The organism is Serratia sp. 22278, from assembly GCF_052045405.1.
In the GTDB taxonomy this organism is placed as follows: Bacteria; Pseudomonadota; Gammaproteobacteria; order Enterobacterales; family Enterobacteriaceae; genus Serratia; species Serratia marcescens.
The window spans coordinates 186,243-211,098 of sequence record NZ_JBQEOW010000003.1 but is presented as its reverse complement, the minus strand read 5'-3'; the positions used below and the strand labels follow the sequence as shown (position 1 = coordinate 211,098).

Genomic DNA, 24,856 nt, shown 5'->3' with positions numbered 1-24,856 from the left:
CCCAGACAATTGATTCACCAAGACAACTCCGCTACTTTGGAGGAAATTTAAATTCGAGATGATCATTATGTTATTGCTGACGATATCCTTGGTGTTGATAATTATCGCCGTATACGCCATCTACCGTCATTTCAAATCACGCAGCGTCAACACGCTGGATGCCGGTCGCCGCAATAAAAAACGCTAGCTTCGCAACTCTCCCCTTCGTACATTCTGTTCAGGTCATTCTGCTTTCACCTTCCGGCAATCAACGCGCCGCACCCGACAACTGTTTCATCGCAGCGGCCGCGCCAACTGCTGACGGGCTTCGTCAGATCGGTTACAATTACAGGCTGTTTTGTGGCGGTCGCCCATCGCGCCCGCCACCGTTGAATCCCGCAGGGGCTGGCTTCAGCCCCTCGTTCGTCATTAAGGTAACCCGGTGAATATTCAGGTTCTTCTTTCAGATAAAGTCAGCCAGGCGCTGATCGCCGCTGGCGCGCCAGCCGATTGCGAAGCGCAGGTCCGCCCTTCCGCCAAGGCGCAGTTTGGCGATTACCAGGCCAACGGCGTGATGTCAGTCGCCAAAAAGCTGGGCATGCCGCCCCGTCAGCTGGCGGAAAAAGTGGTGCAACTGCTGGATCTCGGCGACGTCGCCGGTAAAGTGGAAATCGCCGGTCCCGGCTTTATCAACATTTTCCTGAACAGCGATTGGGTCGCCCGCCAGGCCGATCAGGTGCTGAACGCACCGAAGCTGGGCATTGCGCCGGTTGAACCGCAAACCATCGTTATCGACTATTCCGCGCCGAACGTGGCGAAAGAGATGCACGTCGGCCACCTGCGCTCCACCATCATCGGCGACGCCGCGGCGCGTACCCAGGAGTTTTTGGGCCATAAAGTGATTCGCGCCAACCATGTCGGCGACTGGGGCACTCAGTTCGGCATGTTGATTGCCTACCTGGAAAAAATGCAGAACGAAAATGCCAGCGATATGGGTCTGTCCGATTTGGAACAGTTCTATCGCGAAGCCAAGAAACACTACGACGAAGACGCCGAGTTCGCCGAGCGCGCGCGCGCTTACGTCGTGAAGCTGCAGGGCGGCGATCAGTACTGCCTGAAAATGTGGCGCAAGCTGGTCGACATCACCATGGCGCAAAACCAGCTGACCTATAACCGCCTGAACGTCACGCTGACCGAAGACGACGTGATGGGCGAAAGCCTGTATAACGCGATGCTGCCGGGCATCGTCGCCGATCTGAAAGCCAAAGGGCTGGCGGTGGAAAGCGAAGGCGCCACCGTGGTGTTCCTCGACGAATACCAGAACAAGGACGGCGACCCGATGGGCGTCATCATCCAGAAAAAGGATGGCGGCTACCTCTACACCACCACCGATATCGCCTGCGCCAAGTATCGCTACGAAACTCTGGGCGCCAACCGCGTTCTGTATTACATCGACTCCCGCCAGCATCAGCACCTGATGCAGGCCTGGACCATCGTGCGCAAGGCCGGTTACGTGCCGGAGTCCGTCTCGCTGGAGCACCACATGTTCGGCATGATGCTGGGCAAAGACGGTAAGCCGTTCAAAACCCGCTCGGGCGGCACGGTGAAGCTCTCCGATCTGCTGGATGAAGCCATCGAACGCGCCGAACAGCTGATCGCCGGCAAAAACCCGGACATGCCGCAAGATGAAATGAAGACCGTGGCCCGCGTGGTCGGCATCGGCGCGGTGAAATACGCCGATCTGTCGAAAAGCCGCACCACCGACTATGTCTTCGACTGGGACAACATGCTGGCCTTCGAGGGCAATACCGCGCCTTATATGCAATACGCCTATACCCGTGTGGCATCGGTATTCAAGCGCGCCGGGATCGACGAAAGCAGCCTGACACTGCCGCTGACGCTGACCGAAGAGCGTGAAATTGCGCTGGCTACCCGCTTGCTGCAGTTCGAAGAGGTGCTCACCACCGTTGCACGTGAAGGCACGCCTCACGTCATGTGCAGCTACCTGTATGATCTGGCCGGCTTGTTCTCCAGCTTCTACGAGCACTGCCAGATCCTGAACGCCGACAGCGAAGAAACCCGTCAGAGCCGCCTGAAGCTGGCGCTGCTGACCTCTAAAACGCTGAAAACCGGCCTGGATACGCTGGGCATCGAAACCGTCGAACGCATGTAAGCCGCACCGCGCGGAAAGTAAAAAGGTCGCCAAGGCGACCTTTTTTTGTTCTTGCATTCGACTCAGGCGACGCGGCGCGCAAAATCACGCGGGCGGAAGCCCAACCCGGCCAGCACGCCAAAGTAGGCCACCACACCGGCCACCACCACCGCAGCCAAACGCAGCAAACGTTCCAGCATATTGCCCTGATCCCAAGCCGGCATCAGCCACATCACGCCAATCAGCACCGCCGACATCGCCAGCACGGCGATCACCAGCTTAGTGAGGAACAGCGCCCAACCCGGCTGTGGCTGGAAAATCTTCTGCTTGCGCAGCTGCCAATACAGCAGCGAGGCGTTCAGGCAAGCCGCCAAGCCGATCGACAGCGCCAGGCCGGCATGCTTCAGCGGACCAATAAACGCCAGGTTCATCACCTGCGTCATGATCAGCGTGATGATAGCGATCTTGACCGGCGTTTTGATGTCCTGCCGCGAATAGAAGCCCGGCGCCAGCACTTTAACCACGATCAGCCCCATCAGCCCCACCGAGTAAGCCACCAGCGCGCGTTGCGTCATCGCCGCGTCAAAGGCGCTGAACTTGCCGTACTGGAACAGCGAGACGGTCAACGGTTTGGCCAAAATGCCCAGCGCGATGGCGCTCGGCAACGCCAGCAGAAAACACAGGCGCAGCCCCCAATCCATCAGGCGCGAATACTCGTCGTGGTTGCCGCTTGAGAAGCTTTTGGCCAGCGACGGCAGCAGGATGGTGCCTAATGCCACACCCAACACGCCAGAAGGAAATTCCATCAGGCGGTCGGCGTAGTACATCCAGGACACCGAGCCGGATACCAGGAACGATGCGAAGATAGTGTTGATGATCAGCGAGATTTGGCTGACCGACACCCCAAGGATCGCCGGCCCCATCTGACGCATTACCCGCCAGACTCCGGCATCGCCCAATTTGAGGCGCGGCAGCACCAGCATGCCGATCTTGCGCAGGTGCGGCAGTTGGTAGCCCAGTTGCAGCACGCCGCCTACCACCACCGCCCAGGCCAGCGCCAGCACCGGCGGGTGGAAATACGGCGCGGCGAACAGCGCGAAGCCAATCATGCTGACGTTAAGCAGCGTTGGCGCAAAGGCCGGGATCGAGAAGCGGTTCCAGGTATTGAGGATCGCCCCCACCAGCGACGCCAGCGAGATCAACAGAATATAGGGGAATGTGATGCGCAGCAGCGCCGACGTCAGGGCAAACTTGTCGGGCGTATCGGTAAAGCCCGGCGCGGTGAGATAGATAACCCAGGGCGCGGCCAACATCCCCAGTACCGTCACCACCGCCAGCACCAGCGTCAGCAGCCCGGAGACATAGGCGATAAACGTGCGTGTCGCCTCGTCGCCCTGCTGGCTTTTGTATTCGGCCAGGATCGGCACGAAGGCCTGCGAAAACGCGCCTTCGGCAAAGATACGGCGTAACAGATTCGGGAGTTTGAACGCCACGAAGAAGGCGTCCGTTGCCATGCCGGCCCCGAACACCCGCGCGACGATCGCATCGCGGGCAAAGCCCAACACCCGCGAAAACATCGTCATCGAGCTGACGGCAGCCAAGGATTTGAGTAGGTTCATGTGGTTGTCTGATAGGTACCGTAAATATCAACGCCTGCAACAGCAGGCGTCAGTGAAACAATCGGCTCAGTTTACGCATCCGGAAAAGAATAGCTACCGCCATATGTTACATAGAGTTATCCCGTAGCAAACGCTCGACCACCCGCTGGGCAAACAGCGCCTGTTCGCCGCCGGTTTCCGGCGCGCTCTGATTGGCGACGGCATCAAGGAAATGCCGCACCGCACCGTCGAAGCCGCGTTGCACCAGCGTACTTTGCCAGCCCGGCACAGGTTGTTCCAACTCGCCCTGCGCATCTTCACGCAGCCAGTGGCGCATATCGGTCAACTGATACAGCGCGCCGTCGGTCACCGCCTGCACGCTTTCGCGCTGGCTGCCGCCGCGGCGATGCATGCTGGTCGTCACCTGCGTGTCGCCGCAGGCGAAGTGGTGCTCGGCGTACAGCATTTCGCCTGCGGCGTTGGCGCGCACGCTGCCGCTCAGCAGTTGCTCGCCTCCGCCCGCCAGCCACAGCGCCGTGTCCACCACATGCAGGTAATCATCCAACAGGGTAAAACGCAGATCGCGCGGGCCGACGCTGTCCGCCCGATGTTTATCCATGCGAATGGAGGCCGGCTGATTCATTTGCTGCTTGAGCTGCCGGTAAAGCGGTGCGAAACGGCGGTTGAACCCCACCATCAGCGTTTTGCCCCGCCGCTCGGCCAACTCAAGCAACTGCTCGCCCTGCTCCAGCGTCTCCGCCAGCGGTTTATCGACGTAAACGTGCACGCCGCGGTTCAGCAGCTCGCCTATTACCGAAAAATGGCTGGCGGTGCTGCTGTGAACAAAGACCGCGTCGCACTGTTCGGCCAGGCTGTCCAACCGAGAGAAACAGGCCATGCGGTAGCTGTCGCACAGCGGCTGCGCTTTTTGCTGATTGGGCGAAAAACCGCCCACCAGAGTCCAATCCGCCGCCTGACCGAGGATTGGCAGGTAAGCCTTCTGCGCGATACTGCCCAATCCCACCACGCCTACACGCAATTTAGTCATTCGCATCCCTCACCAACAGGTGTTGCAACTGCCGTTTCAGTTCCGCCACTTCGCTTTCCAATGCGCTAACCCTGGCGCTCAGTTCGCCGTCGTCCTCGGGTTCGAACGCCGCGGGCGGCGCTTCATCAATCTGGCCGCTGAACAGATGCATGAATCGGCTTTCGCGCTTGCCCGGCTCACGCGCCAGGCGCACCACGAACGGGCCATCTTCTCGCGTGGCCAGCTGTTGCAACACCTGTTCGACTTCGCTGACATCGCTGAACTCGTGCATCCGATTGGTACGGGTGCGCAGCTCGCCGGGCGTTTGCGCGCCGCGTAGCAGTAAGGTGGCGATCACCGCCAGTTCGGCGGGCGAAAGTTTCAGTTGGCCGAACTCGGAGTTGCAAAACCGCTGTTCGTACTTCACTACCCGGTTGCCGAACCCGCTGAGGGTGCGCAGGAAATGTTTGCGCAGCAACAGATCGAGGAGCTGCTGCACTTCGCTTTCGCTCAGATCCATCACCGGTTCACGGTTGGTTTTTTGGTTACATGCCAGCGTAATGGCATTCAGCGAAAGCGGGTATTGATCCGGGGTCGTGACCTGTTTTTCCAACAGGCAGCCGATAACCCGAGCCTCTCTGGCGTCCAATTCATATTTCATCGTTTGGCCTCAACGTGGGGGGAGCCACTCTTTATTGGTGTATGCCGTCAAAACGTGGTCTTGCCACTGGCCGTCGATCAGCAGGTAATCCTTGGCGTAACCTTCGCGTTCGAATCCCAGACGCGTCAGCAATGCGCCGCTGCGCTGGTTGTGCGGCATATAGTTGGCCATGATGCGGTGCATGCGCTGTTGGCGCAGCATATAGCGGATGGCGGACTGCAAGGCTTCGAACATCAGCCCCTGTCCCTGCCATTTCTCCCCCAGCGAATAACCGAGGAAACAGGCGTGAAACGAACCGCGCAGCACGTTGCTGAAGTTCGCCACGCCGCGCACTTCCTGCTCTTGCGGATCGAGCAGGATAAAATAGTAGGCGCTGCCCTGCTTTTGCATTTCAGCGATCATGCCCAGACGCGCCTGCCAGCCGGAAGGATAACAGTGGCTTTCGTCGCGCACCGGCTCCCAGGGTTTGAGAAAGGCTCGGTTCTCGGCATAATAATCCGCCAGACGATAGGCGTCCCGTTCATGCACTAAACGGACCACCATCCGGTCGGTAGTAAGACGTACTTTTGGCGATGCAGAGCGGTAGCCGAACATCATTTCCCCCGCAGTCAAAACGGTTCGATAAGAAGTATTTATTGGGAAGTCGCATGGTTAATTATCCGGCGCCGATCTAATGCCATGACTTTATTTAGCCAATAGCGCCTCAGAACCGCACTTCCCTGCATTCAATATAACCGTAGCCCGCCCTCGAGGTAAAATCCCGGTCGCTCAGTAAATCACCGAATACGCGTTTTACAGCGTTTTTCCGCCTATTTTGCAGCGCAGGTAACACCTTGACGATAAAAAAATATTATCTACTGCGCCCCTGTCGCCGTCCGGCAATTGGGTAGAGAATGGTGGGGTTGCCTTCCCCCTCTCTCTTAATTGCTCATGGTGATGCATGTCTCTGGTGTCGCAAGCGCGCAGCTTGGGTAAATATTTTCTGTTGCTCGACAACCTGCTGGTGGTTTTAGGCTTCTTTGTCGTGTTCCCGCTTATTTCGATCCGCTTTGTCGATCAATTAGGATGGGCGGCGCTGATCGTCGGCATCGCGCTGGGTTTGCGCCAGCTGCTGCAACAAGGGCTCGGCATCTTTGGCGGCGCCATCGCCGATCGCTTCGGCGCCAAGCCGATGATCGTCACCGGCATGCTGCTGCGCGCCGCCGGTTTCGCTACCATGGCGATGGCGGATGAGCCTTGGATCCTGTGGTTCTCCTGCGCGCTGTCCGCCCTGGGCGGCACGTTATTCGATCCGCCGCGCACCGCTTTGGTAATCAAGTTGACCCGCCCGCATGAACGCGGCCGTTTTTTCTCGCTGCTGATGATGCAGGACAGCGCGGGTGCGGTGGTCGGCGCGCTGCTCGGCAGTTGGCTGCTGCAGTACGATTTCCACTTTGTCTGCTGGATGGGGGCGGCGATCTTCGTGCTCGCCGCTGGCTGGAACGCTTGGCTACTGCCGGCTTACCGCATCTCTACCGTGCGTATACCGATGAAGGAAGGCATGCTGCGGGTCGTGCGCGATCGCCGCTTCCTCACCTATGTCCTGACGCTGACCGGTTATTACATGTTGGCGGTACAGGTGATGCTGATGATGCCGATCGTGGTTAACGAAATCGCCGGCTCACCGGCGGCGGTGAAATGGATGTATGCGATTGAAGCGGCGCTGTCGTTGTCGCTACTCTATCCGCTGGCGCGTTGGGGAGAAAAACACTTCCGGCTTGAGCAGCGCCTGATGGCGGGCCTGTTGCTGATGACGCTCAGCCTGTTGCCGATCGGTCTCGCCACCAGCTTGCAGGGCGTGTTCACGCTGATCTGCTGCTTCTATCTGGGATCGATCATCGCCGAACCGGCGCGCGAGACGCTGAGCGCTTCGCTGGCCGATCCACGTGCGCGTGGCAGCTATATGGGCTTCAGCCGCCTTGGTCTGGCGCTGGGTGGCGCGTTAGGTTACACCGGCGGCGGCTGGATGTACGATACCGGACGGACGATGAACATGCCGGAGTTACCCTGGTTGCTGCTTGGAGCCGTGGGCTTCGTTACGTTGCTAGCGCTGTACTGGCAGTTCAGCCCGCGGCGCAGTGCATCGATGATGCTGCGCGGCGGTTAACGCCATAGAAATCCGGCCGAATCGGCAACAGCTGCTATCCTGTTAGTAAAAACACCCACAGGAGCCCGTCGGCATGAACGAAGAAGCAAAATTACCGCAACTACTCGAACATATGATACTGAACTTGCGCATGATTTATGCGCGTTCCACCCTGGTGGAAAAGGCTCTGGCCCATATCCTCGCCAGCGACGCCGGCCTGAAAAACGATATTATCAAACAGCTGCAGGTCGTCACCGCCACCAACGAACGTGACAAAATCGACTTGGAAGAAGCTCGCATTCACCTGATCGATGTGCTCAACTCGGTACCGGCCAAGAAATAACGCCCCCTAGCCCGCGCCGGTGCGCGGGCAATATCGCAATAACGCACCATCCAACACACGCACGTCAAGACAGCCTCGATAAGCTGTGGTAACTATTGCTGTTAAAACCTGACAACCCGGAGCAAGCATGAAACTGTTCATTTACGATCATTGCCCATTCTGCGTTAAAGCCCGCATGATTTTCGGCCTGAAACGTCTGCCGATTCGCCTGGTCACGTTGCTCAACGACGATGAGACGACCCCGCTCAACCTGATCGGCCAAAAAATGGTGCCTATCCTGGTCAAAGACAACGGCGAAGCGATGCCGGAAAGCCTGGATATCGTACGCTATGTCGATAACCTGGACGGCAAGCCGGTGCTGACCGGCCGCACCAACCCCGCCATTGCCGAGTGGCTGCAGCGGGTCGGCGAGTACAGCGCAAAATTGCTGTTGCCGCGTATTGCGCATGCCGATTTCGAAGAGTTCGCCACCGACAGCGCCCGCCGTTATTTTATCGATAAAAAGCAGGCGTCAATCGGTGATTTCGCCGAGCATCTCGCCAACAGCGCCGATCTGATCGCCCAGCTGGAGGCCGATCTGCAAACCCTGTCACCGCTGATCGTCTCCGCCGAAGCGGTAAACGGCGAGCTGTCCGAGGACGATATCCACCTGTTCCCGCTGCTGCGCTCGTTGTCGATCGTCGCCGGGGTTGCTCTGCCGGACAACGTGGAAACCTACCGCAACCGCATGGCGCAACGCAGCGAAGTGCCGTTGCTGCTGGACATGGAACAATAACGTTTGAATAACCCAAAGGATATGGCGTACTGATGCTGAAAATGGTGCTCGCCACCGCTCGCGATCGGGCGCGGCTGAAGGAAATTACCTCCGTTCTGATTCGTTACGGCCTGCAAGACGTTCTGCGTCTGCTAGGCCTGGGGGCTTTGCTGCGCGGCGCCCGCGCTGAACCCGCCCAATTGGACGCACAAACCCTGCCCGAGCGGCTGCGCGAAGCGCTCGAGGCGCTAGGCCCAACCTTCGTCAAATTCGGCCAGATCCTGGCCACGCGTTCTGACCTGTTGGATCCGGCCTGGACCGACGAACTGGATCGCCTGCACAGCCAGGCGGCGGTGCTGCCATGGGAAACGCTGGCGCCGCAGATCGTTGCCGATCTCGGCGATGATCCCGAGCAACTGTTTGCTGAATTCGATCGCACACCGCTGGCGGCGGCGTCGATGGCGCAAATCTACCGCGCGCGCCTGCACAGCGGCGAACAAGTGGTGGTGAAAGTGCTGCGGCCCGGCCTGGCGAAAACCATTCACGCCGATCTGCGGCTGCTGGCCTCGCTGGCGGAAACCGTAGAGCAGCAGAGTCAGGCGCTGGCGCGCTATCGACCACGGCAGATGGTCAGAGCGCTAGCGACGGCGCTCAATCATGAACTGGATTTGACCCATGAAGGGCATAACTGCGATCGCGTCGCCGGCATGTTCGCGCGTGAACCCGACGTGGTCGTGCCCAAAATCTATTGGCAATGGTCTTCCCCACGTCTGTTAGTGCAGGAGTACTTGCCCGGCACCGCGCCGGAGAACCCCCGGCAGTTGGCGGAAGCGGGCTTTGACGGCCCGCTGCTGGCGCAGCGCGGCGCCCGCGCCTTTATGAGCATGGTGCTGGAGCACCGGCTGTATCACGCCGATCCGCACCCCGGCAACGTGATGGCGCTGAGCGGCGACCGCGTCGGCTTCATCGACTTCGGCATGGTGGGCCAGCTGTCCGAACGGCGGCGCAACCAGCTGCTCCTGCTGCTGCAGGCCATTGCCGAACGTCAGTCCGAAGGCATCGTCAACACGCTGATCGCCTGGTCGGACAGCGAGCCGCTGGATCTGATGGATCTGGAGCTGGCGGCGCAAAACTTTCTCGACAAACAGGCCGCCACCACCCTGACGTTGGGCAAGGCTCTGACCGACCTGCTGGTGATGGCGCGTGAACACCAGTTGGCGCTGCCGCCCGATCTGGTGCTGCTGTTCAAGGCGTTAATCACCGCCGACGGCGTGCTGCACCGATTGGATCCGGCCTTCGACATCGTCGCCACCCTCAAACCGATGCTGCAACAAACGGTGCTGCAACGCTATGCCCCTGACGCCGTGCGCCAGCGGTTGTTGGCCCTGGGCGGGGAAGCGCTCGACGCCGGGGAAGAACTGCCACAAACCCTGCGGCTGTTGGTGCGCCGCCTAAAACGCGGGCAGCTCAATGCCGATATCAACGTCAGTAATCTCGGCCAGTTGAGCAAGGCGTTGGAACGCGCCGCCGTCACCCTGGCTATCGCCATTGTCACCGCCGCTTTTGCCCTGGGCCTGGCGCCTTATCTGATGCACTCCTCACTGCAGCTGTGGGGCATTCCGCTGTTCCCGCTGTTGGGGGCCGCGGCCTGCCTGGCCGGCGTGATCCTCCTGGCGCTGCGATTGCGGCGCTGACGCTTTCGGCGTTATCCGATAGGTGTCGCCCGCTTTTGCGCGCACTATCCTCTGCACATCGCCGCCTGCCGTTTTCACGCGCAGGCGGAACGTTTATAATGATTAATCAATTATCTGCAGCACTTTTCGCCAGCAGTCGCAATGAGGCATTAATGAAGAAGATCCTGATGGGCGCAGCCGCCCTGCTGTTCGCCGGCGTATTGGCCGGTTGCAATCAACTGACCCAGTACACCCTGAGCGAGCAGGAAGTGAATGATTACCTGCAGAAACATAACGACTATCAGAAGCAGATCGGCGTGCCCGGCCTGGTGGACGCCAACATCGTGCTGACTCAGTTGCAAAGCCAAATCGGCCGCAGCGAACCGGGTAAAGTCACCCTTTCCGGTGACGCCAAGGTCAACATCACGTCGATTCTCGGCCCGCAGACCGCGGATCTGAAGCTGACGCTGAAGGCGCAGCCGGTCTACGACCGGGCGCAGGGCGCCATTTTCCTGAAGGACATGGAGCTGACCGATTACAGCGTGCAGCCGGAAAAAATGCAGACGGTAATGAAAGCGCTGACGCCGTATCTGAACCAGTCGCTGAAATCCTACTTCGACCAAAAGCCGGCTTATGTGCTGAATCCTGACAACAGCAAAACCGAAGCGCTGGCGAAAAAACTGGCGAAAGGGTTGGAAGTGAAACCGGGTGAATTGGTGATCCCATTCAGCGACTGACACCGTCTGAGGACATTAAGCCCGCCGCTCGGCGGGCTTTTTATTGCCGGGAAAGCGTTACTGCGGGGCGCTGTAGGCGATTTCACCGGTGTTGCAGTTGAGCGTCACGTTGTAGGTTTTATCTGCCTTGGTGCCACGCACCGTCAACGGCACCTGCCATATCTGATCCTTGCCGCTGATGGCATCCGGGCTAACCCAGGCGATCGGCGTTGCGGTGCCCAGCAGCTTTTTGTCCGACTCCCAGCGCGTAATGCGGTTCTGCAAGAAGTCGCGCTTGACCTGGGCGGCGATATCCGCCGGTTGCAGACCCGCACACTGGCCTACCTTGGCGGCGCGCTGTTCGTGATCCTGCGCCCACACCGCCGTCGATGCTCCCATCATGGCCAACAAGGCGATAGCCAAACCCGTTTTTTTCATATGTCCTCCCGTTGTGATTAGCGCTATCCGGGCGCCCATCCCTGGCTCACAACAGGGCGTCGGCAAAGGGTTACCGTTTGACGAACTCAATGACAAACAGCGCATCCAGGCCCGGATAGATTTCCTTGATCACCTGCTTCAGTTCGCCGAGCGACATGTTCTCCTGCTGCGCGTGGCGTTCGGTCAGCGCATCCAGGCGCACCGGCGTTACCGACAGCACTTCGATAAAGCAGAAAAATACGCCGTCCTCATTGCGACTGACGCGCAATACCTCGCCCGGTTCGAAGTACGACTCACTGGCATCCCGAATGGTGATGGTTTTGCGCCCGGCCAGAATGTCTTGCTCAAAGCGGCTGAAGAAAGTTATTTCACGGCTCATTTTAGATCCTTTTTCATCACAACACCGCAACATAAGTCATTATGCCGCCTGCTTTTCTGACGCAGATCCCTCTTTTGGGTTAGAGGCCGCTTTTTTCGCTTTGCTTTCCGCCGGTTTCTTGAGGGTTTCCGCCGGCGATGCGCCGCGCAGAATCAGACCCAGCGCATCTTTATTTTCCGCCAGGAAGAAGCTCAGCCCTTCGCGCTGTTCGTCATCCAGGTTCAGCGGCGCCTGCAGCAGCCACTCCCCAAGGTTGTCCGCCAGATCCAGCATTTTGTCGTAGGCGTCGGCTTCTTTCTTGCTCGCGAAAGTCATTTTTTCCTCACCGTTTCTCACCACCACATATTTAACTTCAACCGCCATGCGTGCGTCCTCAAATACTCAAATTACTGTAATTATATACAGTATAAATAGATCGTGGCGGGAAGGCAAACCGCTGCCCGCCTTCGGCTTATTTCAGCAGCCGCACCTTGCAGCTTTTGCCTTTGATTTTGCCCTGCTGCAACTGTTGCAGCGCCTTGCGCGCGCTGGCTTTGCGGATCGCGACGTAGGCATGCACCGGGAACATGTCTATCTTGCCCACTTCCGCCGCCGTCAGCCCGGCGTCGCCGGTCAGCGCGCCAAGGATATCGCCGGGACGAATCTTCGCCTTGCGGCCACCGTCGATGCACAGCGTCACCATTTCCGCCTCCAGCGAGCCGTTGGCCGCCCCGCTCAGCTCGGACACCGGCGACCAGTCGACGCTCATCTGCAGATAGTCTTCAATCGCGTGCGCACGCGCCATTTCCTGCGGCGTGCACAGGCTGATCGCCAGCCCGCTCATGCCGGCGCGGCCGGTGCGGCCGATACGGTGCACATGCACTTCGGGATCGAACGCCAGTTCGTAGTTGACCACCAGCTCCAGCTCTTTAATATCCAGCCCGCGTGCGGCGACGTCGGTCGCCACCAATACCCGGCAACTGCGGTTGGCGAAACGCACCAACACCTGGTCGCGGTCGCGCTGTTCCAGATCGCCATGCAGCGCCAGCGCACTGATGCCGCGGGCCTCCAGGGCCTCAAACACCGTCTGACAGTCGCGTTTGGTATTGCAGAACACCACGCAGGACGCAGGTTGATGATAGCGAATGGCCGACACCAGCAGCGCTGGGCGCTGATCGCGCGTAGTCTCATAAAAGCGTTGTTCAATGGAGGTCTGCGCTTCGCCATCGTCCACCTCGACGCTTAGCGGCTGGCGTTGAACGCGCGCGCTGATGCGCTCGATGCCTGCCGGGTACGTGGCGGAAAACAGCAACGTCTGACGTTGCGGCGGCGTATAGCTGATCACATCGTCGATGTCGTCGGCGAACCCCATGTCCAGCATGCGATCGGCCTCATCCAGCACCAGCACCTTCAGCTCGTCCAGCTGCAGCGTTTTCTTGCGCAGGTGTTCCTGGATACGGCCCGGCGTCCCCACCACGATGTGCGGCGCATGCACCAGCGAATCGAGCTGCGGCCCCATCGGTTGGCCGCCGCACAGCGTCAGAATTTTGATGTTTTGCGTGAAACGCGCCAAGCGACGCAGCTCTTTGCTCACCTGATCGGCCAACTCGCGGGTGGGACAGAGCACCAGCGCCTGTGTGGCAACCTGAGTAACGACGATGTTATTCAGCAAGCCAATGCCAAATGCCGCCGTTTTGCCGCTGCCGGTTTTCGCCTTGGCGCGCACGTCTCGCCCTTGCAGGATAGCGGGCAACGCGGCGGCCTGCACCGGCGTCATTTCGGCGTACCCCAGTTCGTTGAGGTTGGCCAACTGTTCGGCTGGCAGCGGCAGGGAAGAAAAAGAAACTGTGCTCACGGCGATAACTCTTATATGACGAATGGAATGGCGGCGCGCCCGCAGGTTGGCGCCGAATCAGCGGTAAATGATAACAGAGATGGACAGCGTTACGGGCTGCGGGCATAAAAAAACCCGCCGGCGGCGGGTTTCTTGGCAACGCAGTCGTTAAATCGCAACGACGTTGGCTGCGGCAGGGCCACGTTGGCTGTCCTGGATGGAGAATTCAACCTGCTGGCCTTCAGCCAGGGTCTTGAAACCATCGCTAACGATAGCGGAAAAATGAACGAAAACGTCTTTAGAACCGTCGGCAGGCGTAATGAAGCCGAAGCCTTTGCTTTCGTTGAACCATTTAACGTGACCAGTGATCTTGCTCATTTGTGTTTCCTTTACTTGATAAACCTGCCTTGACGGCACGAGACGCGAAAACCTTGCTATATATAGGCCTTCTTTCGCCGTCGCTTATTAACGCACAATCGCCCAGGCAGGGCAAATATTTCTGCTTGTTATAAAAACAGTAAGTTAGCAACAAACCTGGCGTGGCGGCTGTGAACGCAATCGTTTTCGTATATACTGCCCGCCGATCATCAATCCGCTTACTTTCACCGATCCAGGTACGAAACTATGTTAACGATTGGAACCGCCCTGCGTCCTTCCGCCACCCGCGTCATGTTGCTCGGCTCCGGGGAGCTGGGTAAAGAAGTCGCCATTGAATGCCAGCGCCTCGGTCTGGAAGTGATCGCCGTCGATCGCTATGCCGACGCCCCCGCCATGCATGTGGCGCACCGCAGTCACGTCATCAATATGCTGGACGGTGACGCGCTGAAAGCCGTTATCGAACAAGAGCGGCCGGACTATATCGTTCCCGAAATCGAAGCGATCGCCACCGCCATGCTGGTCGAACTTGAACGTCAGGGCCACCGCGTGGTGCCCTGCGCCGAAGCCACGCGCCTGACCATGAACCGCGAAGGCATCCGCCGTCTGGCGGCGGAAGAACTTGGCCTGCCCACCTCCAGCTACCGCTTTGCCGACAGCGAAGCGACTTTCCGGCAAGCGGTCGAACACATCGGCTACCCGTGCATCGTCAAACCGGTGATGAGTTCTTCCGGCAAAGGACAAAGCCTGATCCGCACGCCTGAGCAGCTGCAAAGCGCCTGGGATTACGCGCAACAGGGCGGACGCGCCGGCGGCGGCCGGGTGATCGTCGAAGGGTTGGTAAGATTTGATTTTGAAATTACGTTGCTGACCATCAGCGCCGTGGACGGCGTACATTTCTGCGAGCCGATCGGCCATCGTCAGGAAGACGGAGATTATCGCGAATCCTGGCAACCGCAGCGCATGTCAGCCACGGCGTTGAGCCGTGCTCAGGCTATCGCGGAGAAGGTGGTGAAAGCCCTGGGCGGGTTCGGACTGTTCGGCGTGGAGCTGTTCGTCTGCGGCGACGACGTGATCTTCAGCGAAGTGTCTCCGCGGCCGCACGATACCGGCATGGTTACGTTGATCTCACAGGATCTGTCCGAGTTCGCCCTGCACGTTCGCGCGTTTCTCGGGTTGCCGATTGGCGCCATCCGCCAGTTCGGCCCTTCCGCTTCAGCGGTGATCCTGCCGCAGCTCACCAGCAGCGATGTACGTTTCAGCAGCCTGGAAAATGCGCTGCGCGGGCACAACCAGCTGCGCCTGTTCGGCAAACCGGAGATCGCCGGGCAGCGTCGCCTGGGCGTGGCGCTGGCGACGGCGAGCACGACGGAACTGGCGGTGGAGCAAGCGAAACAAGCCGCCGCCGCCGTGGCGGTCAACGGCTGATACTCACGGGGCCGCTTGCGCGGCCCCGATAACGTCAATAGTCTTCGTCTTCTTCAGCATCGTCATCCTGTGACGCCTCCGGTGCGGCCTCATGCTGCTCGTCTTCATCATCGAACAGTACCGCAACCTGAGCGCCCTGATGCTTCTCGCGAATTTCCTGCGCAACGCGAGCAATGGCCTCACCGCTGCTCATGCCCTGCTCCATCAGTTGATGGATGCGATCCGCCGCTTCCTGCTGCTCCGCGTGATTCAGTAATGGCATACCTGCATGCATGTGTCGTTCTCTCCGGCAAAAGGGAGAAGGAGTATACGCGCTAACGCGGCGGATCCCAACGTCTGGTGCCTCAGGCCGGTTGCGAACAGCCGTTATCGTTGCGCCACTGCTTTAGGCGATGCCGCCACAGCATGACATGCCACCCCTGCTTCAGGCCGCGCGCGTTGGCGAACATCGCTCTGTCGATGCCGCGCTGATAGAACTCTTCGGTGATCTGACTCTGAGCGGCCGGTTCCGGCTCACGACGAATGCTGTGGCAAATGCCCAGCGCTTCGCGTGTGATTTGCCAATGGAAAGCCGGACGAATGGCGACAGTGCCCGCATAGCGCTGGTTGAGCCGCTCCAGCATTTCGACGATTTTCATATAGTGGCGTTGATACTCCACGTTCGCCTTACCGATGCGGCGACGGTTACTGATCGACTTGTCGTGCACCCGTTGACGGTACAGCGGCGTACTTAAATATTTGACCCGTTTGGCATTAAACATGACTTCCGTCGTCCAGGGAATATCCTGGTGATGTAATCCCGGCTCGAAATAAAGCCGATGCTGGCGAATAAAGTCGAGGCGATATATTGCCAGCCATACAACGTGAATAAACTTTCGCGATTTCAGCGCACGTTCAAACCACTGCACGCCGGTGATAACGTCGGTGGTGCGCAAACGCGCCTCAGGAAAAATCAGCTGCAATTCATCTTGGCTGGTAAAATAGCGTTCGCCATTACATTGCATCACGTCTAATTGATGTTGTTCCGCCTGTTCCAGCAGCGTGGAATACATCTCCGGCGCCAGCAAGTCGTCGGCATCGGGAAACGCCACATATTTGCCTTGGGCAACGGCAAGCCCGGCATTACGCGCGTTAGAAACACCGGCATTGGCCTGATCGATCACACGAATATGCGGATGTACCGCCGCGTAACGGTGTGCGATCTCTCCCGAACCGTCAGTGGAACCATCATTGACGATGATCACCTCCAACCGTTGCTCACGCTGGGCCAGCAGCGAGGCCAGGAAAGGCTCCAATAACTCCCCCGCATTGTGCATCGGGACGATCACGCTCAGCATTAACGACATAGTCAGCTCTTCAATGATAATGTAACAAAATAATAATTTTATTTTTCTAAAAGACTCATTCGGTCAGCGTACGCTTGGGATAGGCGTGAAACCTGCAAATTCCCGCGGTGACTAATGGGACCGAACCGGCCTTTCTTTCTCAAACCAGCGCCAGAAAAGCGCTGAGTAATTAAGCCATTAATTCCAAAGGGCGGCGACGTTGGCTAAAATCGGGCATAACAACATCCCTCCCGCTTCTAATAACAAGCAGAAATAATAAATTTATGAAATTAACGAATCTTTTTTTATATTTCTCGGGTATTGCGCCCTCGATAAATAGGCTTCCAGTGCATTTGATGTTAAATTTTTAACATATCGAAGTATAATCAATGGCGCAAAAAATGCCTTATTTCAGGTTTATTGAACTGCCGTTTATGTGAACTGTGCTGCATGTCGCGCATGGCAAAACATGCATGACGTGACCGTCTATGGCACACTAGCCGCCAGATATCGCCGTCCTCACAGCCAGGTTTATTGACGTTCATGAGCGTAACCGCCCCAAACATAAAATCTTTGCCCTACAGCCGCCGTGCCCTGATGACGCTTTTCGCCCCGCTTTCATCGCAACCTTGGGCGATGCTGCTGCATTCGGGCTTCGCCGACCATTCGCATAACCGTTTCGATATCCTGGTCGCACAACCGCGCGTTACACTCACCACCCACGGTGCCGGCACGACAATTGAAAGTGACAGCGTCACTATTCAGTCCCAGGAAGATCCGTTCTCCCTGCTGCAGCAGCAACTGGCGGCGCAAGGCTGGCAGCCGGCGTTTAATCCGGACCTGCCGTTTCAGGGCGGAGCTCTGGGGCTGTTCGGCTACGATCTCGGGCGCCGGGTGGAAACCCTGCCGCAGTTGGCCGAAGCCGACCTCGCCTTGCCGGATATGGCAGTGGGCATTTATGACTGGGCAGTGATCGCCGACCACCAATTGCAAACCCTGACGCTGCTCAGCTATGGCGATGTCGAGCAGCGCTGGCGCTGGCTCAATAGCCAAACTGCGCCTACAGAACGCCCTTTCACGCTGCTGAGCGACTGGCGCGCCAATATGAGCCGGCGGCAATACGGCGAGAAGTTCCAACGTATTCAGCACTACCTGCGCAGCGGCGACTGTTACCAAATTAATCTGGCACAACGGTTCTCCGCCGACTATCTGGGGGATGAATGGCAGGCGTTCTGCCGCCTGAGCGCCTGCAACCGCGCGCCATTCTCGGCCTTCCTGCGCTTGCCGCACAACAGCGTACTGAGCGTCTCTCCCGAGCGCTTCCTGTGGCTGGAGCAGCAACGCATCCAAACCCGCCCGATCAAGGGCACGCTGCCGCGGTTGGCGGACGCGGAACAGGACGCCGCGCAGGCTCGCCGTTTGGCCGATTCACCCAAGGATCGCGCTGAAAATCTGATGATCGTCGATCTGCTGCGCAACGATATCGGCCGCGTCGCCCAACCAGGCAGCGTACGGGTGCCGGAACTGTTCGCCGTGGAGCCATTCCCCGCTGTGCATCACCTGGTGAGCACCATCACCGCGACCCTGCCAAACCATACCTCGGCGGCCGAACTGCTGCGCGCCTGCTTCCCCGGCGGTTCGATCACCGGCGCGCCCAAGGTGCGAGCGATGGAAATCATCGAAGAGCTGGAGCCGCAGCGCCGCAACGCCTATTGCGGCAGCATCGGTTACCTGAGCGCCTGCGGCACCATGGACACCAATATCACCATTCGCACGCTCGTCACCGAAAACGGTCGCATCCACTGCTCCGCCGGCGGCGGCATCGTGGCGGACAGCCAGGAGCAGGCGGAATACCAGGAGACCTTCGACAAGGTTGGCCGCATTTTGCCGCAGCTAGGGGAGTATGCCCTGTCGTGATCCCATCGAACTCACCGGCCTCACTGCGCGCCTTTATCAGCCGCTTTCAACTGCAGCTGCCGCAGGCGACGCAGATTTCGCACAATGTGCGCCCGGCGGCGGTGCTGATCCCGATCGTCTGCCGCGCCGAGCCGACGCTGCTGTTGACCCGCCGTGCCGACTCGCTGCGCAAACATGCCGGTCAAGTGGCCTTCCCCGGCGGAAAAACCGACGCCGAAGACGGATCGGCGATCGTCACGGCGCTGCGAGAAGCGCAGGAAGAAGTGGCGATACCGCCGCAAGCGGTGACTGTCCTCGGCCAAATGGCGCCGCTCGACAGCAGCACCGGATTTCAGGTTACCCCTATCGTCGGCCTCATCCCGCCGGACGTGCAGTTCCACGCCAATGAAGGCGAAGTGGCGGATGTGTTCGAGATGCCCCTGCGGGAAGCGCTGACCCTGTCGCGTTACTATCCGCTGGATATTCATCGCGCCGGCCATACCCACCGCATCTACCTCTCCTGGTATCACAGCCAGTTTATCTGGGGGCTGACCGCCGCCATCATTCGGCGCCTGGCGCAACAGGTCAGTATTTAGCCCGCATTACGTGATCTGACTCGCAATCTGGCACGGTTGCCGGCCTCCGCGGCGGGTAAAGCGATCGATATCACTTCATTTGATCGCTTTTTCAACTACCGTTCCGTTTGAATGGTTTTAAAAAAACTGTAAACCCTCTCTTAAACCTTACGAAATACCTGTAAAATACCACCGTCCGAGATAAACCACTGTAGAAACAGGGATTAAGCCGGCGGCGTTCAGCACGGAAAGCTGGCGCGATTACCGTTAATGGAGCTTGGGCGAAAGCGGATACCCCGCACAAGGGTTCGCCCCGGGTAATCAGTAAAAAAAGCGACACCAAGGATTATTTAATTTCATGCGAAAAAGGCAGCTGAACCCGCACGGCCCTTTTACAATATCGCTGTTCCCTGCGCGGTTTTTGACCGCCGCAGCCATAACAATACGTCTCTTTAAGGAGTTTTAGCGTGATTAGCGTTTTCGACATGTTTAAGATCGGCATCGGCCCGTCCAGCTCTCATACGGTTGGACCGATGAAAGCCGGCAAACAGTTTGTCGACGATCTGGTAAATAAAGGCCTGATGCCTTCTATCACGCGTGTTGCCGTAGACGTTTACGGCTCACTCTCATTGACCGGCAAAGGTCACCATACCGATATCGCCATCATTCTCGGCCTGGCCGGCAACATGCCGGACACCGTCGATATCGATAGCATTCCGGGTTTTATTCGCGATGTAGAACAACGTCAACGCCTGATGCTGGCCAACGGCCTGCATGAAGTCGATTTCCCTCGCGACGGCGGCATGGTCTTCCGCAGCGACAACCTGCCGCTGCACGAAAACGGCATGCAGATCCACGCCTTCGCCGGCGATAAAGAAGTGTACAGCAAGACCTATTACTCTATCGGCGGCGGTTTCATCGTCGACGAGGAGAATTTCGGCAAGGCCGCCGAGCAAGAACTGCAAATGCCATATCCGTTCAACTCCGCGCGCGAAATGCTCGACCACTGCCGCGAGACCGGCCTGTCGCTGTCCGGCATGGTGATGCAGAACGAACTGGCGCTGCACAGCAAGCAAGAGATCGAGACCTACTTCGGCAACGTGTGGCAAACCATGCGCGCCTGTATCGATCGCGGTCTGAACACCGAAGGCGTACTGCCGGGGCCGCTGCGCGTACCGCGCCGTGCCTCCGCGCTGCGCCGCATGCTGGTGGCGTCGGACAAACTGTCCAGCGATCCGATGAACGTGATCGACTGGGTCAATATGTTCGCGCTGGCGGTTAACGAAGAAAACGCCGCCGGCGGCCGCGTGGTCACTGCGCCGACCAACGGCGCCTGCGGCATCGTGCCTGCGGTGCTGGCTTACTACGATCACTTCATCGAGTCCGTCAGCCCGGATATCTACATCCGCTACTTTATGGCGGCGGGCGCCATCGGCGCGTTGTACAAGATGAACGCCTCCATTTCCGGCGCCGAAGTCGGTTGCCAGGGTGAAGTCGGCGTTGCCTGCTCCATGGCGGCGGCCGGTCTGGCCGAACTGCTGGGCGGCAGCCCTGAGCAGGTCTGTGTGGCGGCGGAGATCGGCATGGAACACAACCTGGGTCTGACCTGTGACCCGGTCGCCGGCCAGGTGCAGGTGCCGTGCATCGAGCGCAACGCCATCGCCTCGGTCAAGGCGATCAACGCCGCCCGCATGGCCCTGCGCCGCACCAGCGAGCCGCGCGTTTCGCTGGATAAGGTGATCGAGACCATGTACGAAACCGGCAAAGACATGAACGCCAAGTACCGCGAAACGTCACGCGGCGGCCTGGCAATCAAGGTGCAATGCGACTGACAGACAACCCCGCCATCCGGCGGGGTTTTTTATGGGTAATCAATTCATTGGCCGCTTTTTGTGACAATGTCACCAGAAAAAATCCTGCATTTCTCTCATCGATCCGGCGGTTAGCCTGCAAATTGACCTTCTGTTTTGCCAAATCGAAATAATTTACTGAGTTACCATCAATCTTGTATAACCTCAGGCTAGAATTAGCCGAGCGCAACTTAAGGATCTATGACCTGACCGTGACTCGGGGCTGGATTACCGAACAAGGATTTACCGGATGTTGATGACCCACCTCGCCGCGTCCCGATATCGTTATTACCGTTGGCTGCTGGCCGGAGCGGTGGGCGCGGCTATTCTGTTGGTATCGCTGTATACCCGTTATTATCAAGAGGTCAAAAGTATCGAGCTGAGCCAACAGACATTGGCCACCCGCACCGTCGGCAAGCTCAACCAGTTGCTGACACCGGCTCAGCTGCAGGCGGAGCGCAGCATGGACATGCTGGACCAGCCCTGCGAGAACGTTTCGTCGACCCTGCGCTTTCGCGCCGCGCAGAATCAGGCGCTACGCGCCATGTTGCTGGTAAAAAACGGCATTATTTACTGCTCCAGCCTGTTTGGTTCCCGTCATTATCAGCTGGCCGCGGTCATGCCTACCTTCGTCAACAGCAACGCCAGGCTGGCGCTGCGCCCCTCGCTGGCGGTGAGCAAAGGCCTGCCCACGCTGGTGATGTGGACGCCATCCCCACGCGATAAAACCAGTGGCGTGCTGCACGTGTTTAATATCGAGCTGTTGTCTAACTTTTTACTCGAGCCGCAGGAGCCTTACGTTCAGCGCGTGGTGCTGAACGTGGCTGACAGCAGCCTGGAATACGGCCGACGCGAAATCCTGAGCCGCGACACCCTGACCAACGATCTGCGCTACACCGCCGGCTCTGCGCTATACCCGTTCTCGATTTCGCTGTTCGGCCCGCAGATCGGCATGCTGGCGCTTTCCGCACTGCCGCGCCATATCCCGCTGGCGCTGCTGATCAGCCTGTTGGCCGCCTATGTGGTCTATCTGCTCACCGCTAACCGTATGAGCCTGTCTTATCACATCGGCCATGCCATCACCCATCGTGAGTTCCGCGTCTATTGCCAGCCCATCATTCATAGCGACACCGGGCGCTGCGCCGGCGTCGAGATGCTGCTGCGCTGGAAAAAGAAGCGTCAAGGGTGGATCTCCCCCGACGTGTTTATTCCGCTGGCCGAGCAGCATGAGCTGATCATTCCGCTGACCCGTTATCTGATGAACACCGTGACGGAAAATCTGCAGCTGTTCCCGCCGCGACCGTCGTTCTACATCAGCATCAACGTCGCCGCCGAACACTTTAAAACGCTCAACATCATCGACGATATCCGCCGGATTTGGCTGCCGGCGCATCCGATGCCGTCACTGATGCTGGAGCTGACCGAGCGCACCGCGCTGTCGGCGATCCAGCATGACCAGATCCGGACGCTGAAAGACATGGGGATCATGCTGGCCATCGACGATTTCGGCACCGGCCACAGCTCGCTGAGCTACCTGAAGAACCTTAGCCCGGACGTGTTAAAGATCGACCGCGGGTTTACCGCGGCCATCGGCACCGACGCGGTCAACGCCACGGTGACCGATACCATCATTACGCTGGCGCAGCGGCTGAAACTGAAGCTGGTGGCTGAGGGGGTAGAAACGGCGGAACAGGCCGACTATCTGCGCTCACGCGAGGTCAATGCCCTGCAGGGGTATTATTTCGCCAAGCCGATGCCGATCCACGTTTTCCCGCTGTGGTTGCAGCAGTACGAATCGCGCGTCAGGAAAGCGGAAGATCATCCGCCGGAGGCCTGAGCCTCCGGCGGGTGGGTTACGAATGCGCCGGTTCGTCGAAGACGGCGCGGGTGACACGCACCAACTCGATGCGATAGTCGGAGACCTCGACAATATCGAAGCGCAGGTGGTTCAGTTCAATGGTGTCCCCCACCACCGGCATCTGGCCGTAGTGGGCTAACAGCAGCCCCGCCAGAGTGGCGTAGTCTGCGGTTGGGCTGACCAGGTCGTCACAGGCCAGCGCCTGTTCCAGCGAGTGCAGGTCGGTCCCGCCCTTGACCAGCCAGCCGTCGCCTTCCGCCACGATGTCCGGCGTTTCATCTTCGTCCGGAAACTCGCCGGCGATCGCTTCCAGCACGTCCAGCGGCGTCACCAGCCCCTGCACCACGCCGAACTCGTTGGTGACCACCACCAGGCGCCCTTTGGCGCGGCGCAGCACCGCCAGCAGCTTGATGACATCCATGGTTTCCGGCACCACGATCGGCGGCGTGCGCGCGGCAAACTCGGCGATATCTTCCCCTTGCTCCAGCGCCACCAGCAGATCCTTGGCGCGTACCACGCCGACGATCTCATCCACAGAGTCGCGACACACCGGGAACAGGCTGTGCGGCGTATCCAGCAACTGTGCGCGCACCTCCTCACGGGAGCGCTCGCAGTCGACCCAGGAGATATCCGTGCGCGGCGTCATCACGCTGCGCAATGAGCGCGAGGCCAGCGTCAGCACGCCGCTGATCATATAACGCTCTTCCGCCGCAAAGGTTTCATCCCGCGGCAAGGCGACCTCATCGTCCGCCTGCTGCGCGCGCTGCTGCCCCATCAGGCGCATGATCGCTTCCGCGGTGCGCTCGCGCATCGGGCGACGCGCCTGATGCTTGATGAAGTTGCGACGCGCGATCTGATTGAACAATTCAATCAGGATCGAGAAGCCGATCGCGGCGTACAGATAGCCTTTAGGAATATGCAAGCCAAAGCCTTCGGCGATCAGGCTCAGACCGATCATCAACAGGAAGCTCAGGCACAGCACCACAATGGTCGGGTGCGCGTTGACGAAGTTGGTCAACGGTTTGGACGCCAGCAGCATCACCGCCATCGCGATCACCACCGCCGCCATCATCACCGGCAGATCGTTCACCATGCCCACGGCGGTAATCACCGCATCGAGCGAAAACACCGCGTCAAGGATCACGATTTGCACCACCACCGCCCAGAACTTGGCGTAACCGCGGTTGGCGCCATCCTGGTGCGTCTGCCCTTCCAGCCGTTCATGCAGCTCCATGGTGGCCTTGAACAGCAGGAATACCCCGCCGAACAGCAGGATAAGATCGCGGCCGGAGAAGCTGAAATCGCCGACGCTGAACAGCGGCGTGGTCAGGGTTACCATCCAGGAGATCACCGACAGCAGGCCCAAACGCATCAGCAATGCCAGCGACAGGCCGATGACGCGCGCCTTATCGCGCTGCTTAGGCGGCAGTTTGTCGGCCAAAATGGCGATGAACACCAGGTTGTCGATGCCCAACACGATTTCCAGCACCACCAGCGTAAGCAACCCCGCCCAAATAGAGGGGTCCATTAAAAATTCCATATCAGACTCCAGAGAAAAGTGGGAATGAGCGCACGCCGCTCAAACGTGACGATGCCGCCGCTGCATGGGCGCAGTCGACAATAGCAAAGTGACGGGATGGGATTACCGGGAGATGGCCGAAGGGCCGAACAGCATATGCAACGCCAGCAGGTGGCGGGTGAAACCTGGAAAAACAGTTACTTCGGTGACAGTCCATAGGGAGGGCTGAGGCCCTTCACTCCTTAGTGATGAAAGAGGAAATTACTGTATCAGGATTTTTCTGGGGGACAAAGCGGCTTTTTCAACGGCGGTTTAGGGTGACGCCACGCCATATCGTCTGCGACAGCTAAGATTTCTCCGAGCATTCAATAG

The 24,856-nt window shown here is 58.9% G+C and carries 23 protein-coding genes; 11 read left to right on the top strand and 12 right to left on the bottom strand.

Annotation, left to right across the window (positions count from 1 at the left end):
• The first annotated feature begins 421 nt into the window (after nt 1–421).
• A complete protein-coding gene (gene argS / locus ACTJJ6_RS08370) occupies nt 422–2,152 on the top strand; it encodes an arginine--tRNA ligase (RefSeq protein ID WP_016927425.1) in 1,731 nt (576 codons plus the stop codon).
• A gap of 62 nt (nt 2,153–2,214) precedes the next feature.
• Here the strand turns inward: argS and murJ are convergent, their stop codons facing one another.
• From murJ to rimJ, 4 genes are all read right to left on the bottom strand, one after another.
• Entirely contained in the window at nt 2,215–3,750 is a 1,536-nt protein-coding gene (gene murJ / locus ACTJJ6_RS08365; RefSeq protein WP_028127483.1) for a murein biosynthesis integral membrane protein MurJ, read from the bottom strand.
• A gap of 106 nt (nt 3,751–3,856) precedes the next feature.
• Complete coding sequence (locus ACTJJ6_RS08360) at nt 3,857–4,777, bottom strand: Gfo/Idh/MocA family protein (RefSeq protein WP_028127484.1); 921 nt, start codon at nt 4,775–4,777, stop codon at nt 3,857–3,859.
• On the bottom strand, nt 4,770–5,417 hold the full coding sequence (locus ACTJJ6_RS08355) for a YceH family protein (protein ID WP_440802571.1): 648 nt from the start codon (nt 5,415–5,417) through the stop codon (nt 4,770–4,772). The genes ACTJJ6_RS08360 and ACTJJ6_RS08355 overlap by 8 nt, the downstream gene beginning before the upstream one ends.
• A gap of 9 nt (nt 5,418–5,426) precedes the next feature.
• Complete coding sequence (rimJ, locus tag ACTJJ6_RS08350) at nt 5,427–6,011, bottom strand: ribosomal protein S5-alanine N-acetyltransferase (RefSeq protein WP_028127485.1); 585 nt, start codon at nt 6,009–6,011, stop codon at nt 5,427–5,429.
• Nucleotides 6,012–6,357: 346 nt separating this feature from the next.
• Between rimJ and mdtH the strand changes: the two genes are divergently transcribed.
• From mdtH to ACTJJ6_RS08325, 5 genes are all read left to right on the top strand, one after another.
• Entirely contained in the window at nt 6,358–7,563 is a 1,206-nt protein-coding gene (gene mdtH / locus ACTJJ6_RS08345) for a multidrug efflux MFS transporter MdtH (protein WP_440802573.1), read from the top strand.
• 73 nt (nt 7,564–7,636) lie between these two features.
• Complete coding sequence (locus ACTJJ6_RS08340) at nt 7,637–7,885, top strand: hypothetical protein (protein WP_016927419.1); 249 nt, start codon at nt 7,637–7,639, stop codon at nt 7,883–7,885.
• A 127-nt stretch (nt 7,886–8,012) separates the two neighbouring features.
• Complete coding sequence (gene grxB / locus ACTJJ6_RS08335; RefSeq protein WP_049299174.1) at nt 8,013–8,660, top strand: glutaredoxin 2; 648 nt, start codon at nt 8,013–8,015, stop codon at nt 8,658–8,660.
• A gap of 32 nt (nt 8,661–8,692) precedes the next feature.
• Complete coding sequence (locus ACTJJ6_RS08330; RefSeq protein WP_440802576.1) at nt 8,693–10,333, top strand: ABC1 kinase family protein; 1,641 nt, start codon at nt 8,693–8,695, stop codon at nt 10,331–10,333.
• A 152-nt stretch (nt 10,334–10,485) separates the two neighbouring features.
• On the top strand, nt 10,486–11,049 hold the full coding sequence (locus ACTJJ6_RS08325; RefSeq protein WP_025303147.1) for a lipoprotein: 564 nt from the start codon (nt 10,486–10,488) through the stop codon (nt 11,047–11,049).
• 57 nt (nt 11,050–11,106) lie between these two features.
• Here the strand turns inward: ACTJJ6_RS08325 and yebF are convergent, their stop codons facing one another.
• The 5 genes from yebF to cspE all read right to left on the bottom strand — a co-directional run bounded on the left by yebF (nt 11,107) and on the right by cspE (nt 14,036).
• Entirely contained in the window at nt 11,107–11,466 is a 360-nt protein-coding gene (yebF, locus tag ACTJJ6_RS08320) for a protein YebF (RefSeq protein WP_016927415.1), read from the bottom strand.
• 70 nt (nt 11,467–11,536) lie between these two features.
• Nucleotides 11,537–11,845 carry a N(4)-acetylcytidine aminohydrolase gene (gene yqfB, locus ACTJJ6_RS08315; RefSeq protein WP_440802580.1) on the bottom strand — a complete coding sequence of 103 codons (309 nt, stop codon included), beginning with the start codon at nt 11,843–11,845 and terminating at the stop codon, nt 11,537–11,539.
• A 39-nt stretch (nt 11,846–11,884) separates the two neighbouring features.
• Nucleotides 11,885–12,208 carry a YebG family protein gene (locus ACTJJ6_RS08310; RefSeq protein ID WP_016927414.1) on the bottom strand — a complete coding sequence of 108 codons (324 nt, stop codon included), beginning with the start codon at nt 12,206–12,208 and terminating at the stop codon, nt 11,885–11,887.
• Nucleotides 12,209–12,296: 88 nt separating this feature from the next.
• Complete coding sequence (gene dbpA / locus ACTJJ6_RS08305) at nt 12,297–13,679, bottom strand: ATP-dependent RNA helicase DbpA (protein WP_440802583.1); 1,383 nt, start codon at nt 13,677–13,679, stop codon at nt 12,297–12,299.
• A 147-nt stretch (nt 13,680–13,826) separates the two neighbouring features.
• On the bottom strand, nt 13,827–14,036 hold the full coding sequence (cspE, locus tag ACTJJ6_RS08300) for a transcription antiterminator/RNA stability regulator CspE (protein WP_004927572.1): 210 nt from the start codon (nt 14,034–14,036) through the stop codon (nt 13,827–13,829).
• A 246-nt stretch (nt 14,037–14,282) separates the two neighbouring features.
• On the opposite strand from cspE, the gene purT reads away from it, so the two are divergent.
• Entirely contained in the window at nt 14,283–15,461 is a 1,179-nt protein-coding gene (purT, locus tag ACTJJ6_RS08295; RefSeq protein ID WP_049299172.1) for a formate-dependent phosphoribosylglycinamide formyltransferase, read from the top strand.
• A gap of 34 nt (nt 15,462–15,495) precedes the next feature.
• Here the strand turns inward: purT and ACTJJ6_RS08290 are convergent, their stop codons facing one another.
• Together ACTJJ6_RS08290 and ACTJJ6_RS08285 are read right to left on the bottom strand one after the other, a co-directional pair.
• Complete coding sequence (locus tag ACTJJ6_RS08290) at nt 15,496–15,735, bottom strand: YoaH family protein (RefSeq protein WP_028127488.1); 240 nt, start codon at nt 15,733–15,735, stop codon at nt 15,496–15,498.
• Nucleotides 15,736–15,805: 70 nt separating this feature from the next.
• Nucleotides 15,806–16,807 (bottom strand): glycosyltransferase, encoded by a 1,002-nt coding sequence (locus ACTJJ6_RS08285; protein WP_028127489.1) that lies wholly within the window; start codon nt 16,805–16,807, stop codon nt 15,806–15,808.
• A gap of 522 nt (nt 16,808–17,329) precedes the next feature.
• Between ACTJJ6_RS08285 and pabB the strand changes: the two genes are divergently transcribed.
• The 4 genes from pabB to ACTJJ6_RS08265 all read left to right on the top strand — a co-directional run bounded on the left by pabB (nt 17,330) and on the right by ACTJJ6_RS08265 (nt 22,944).
• Nucleotides 17,330–18,703: an aminodeoxychorismate synthase component 1 gene (pabB, locus tag ACTJJ6_RS08280; protein WP_049299170.1), complete on the top strand. Its 1,374-nt coding sequence runs from the start codon at nt 17,330–17,332 to the stop codon at nt 18,701–18,703.
• A complete protein-coding gene (locus ACTJJ6_RS08275) occupies nt 18,700–19,278 on the top strand; it encodes a CoA pyrophosphatase (RefSeq protein WP_049299169.1) in 579 nt (192 codons plus the stop codon). The genes pabB and ACTJJ6_RS08275 overlap by 4 nt, the downstream gene beginning before the upstream one ends.
• A 446-nt stretch (nt 19,279–19,724) precedes the next feature.
• Nucleotides 19,725–21,089 carry an L-serine ammonia-lyase gene (gene sdaA / locus ACTJJ6_RS08270; protein WP_004927589.1) on the top strand — a complete coding sequence of 455 codons (1,365 nt, stop codon included), beginning with the start codon at nt 19,725–19,727 and terminating at the stop codon, nt 21,087–21,089.
• 268 nt (nt 21,090–21,357) lie between these two features.
• Complete coding sequence (locus ACTJJ6_RS08265) at nt 21,358–22,944, top strand: EAL domain-containing protein (protein WP_049299168.1); 1,587 nt, start codon at nt 21,358–21,360, stop codon at nt 22,942–22,944.
• 16 nt (nt 22,945–22,960) lie between these two features.
• Here ACTJJ6_RS08265 and ACTJJ6_RS08260 read toward each other — a convergent pair whose 3' ends face one another.
• A complete protein-coding gene (locus ACTJJ6_RS08260) occupies nt 22,961–24,505 on the bottom strand; it encodes a TerC family protein (RefSeq protein ID WP_016927405.1) in 1,545 nt (514 codons plus the stop codon).
• Nucleotides 24,506–24,856 lie beyond the last annotated feature (351 nt).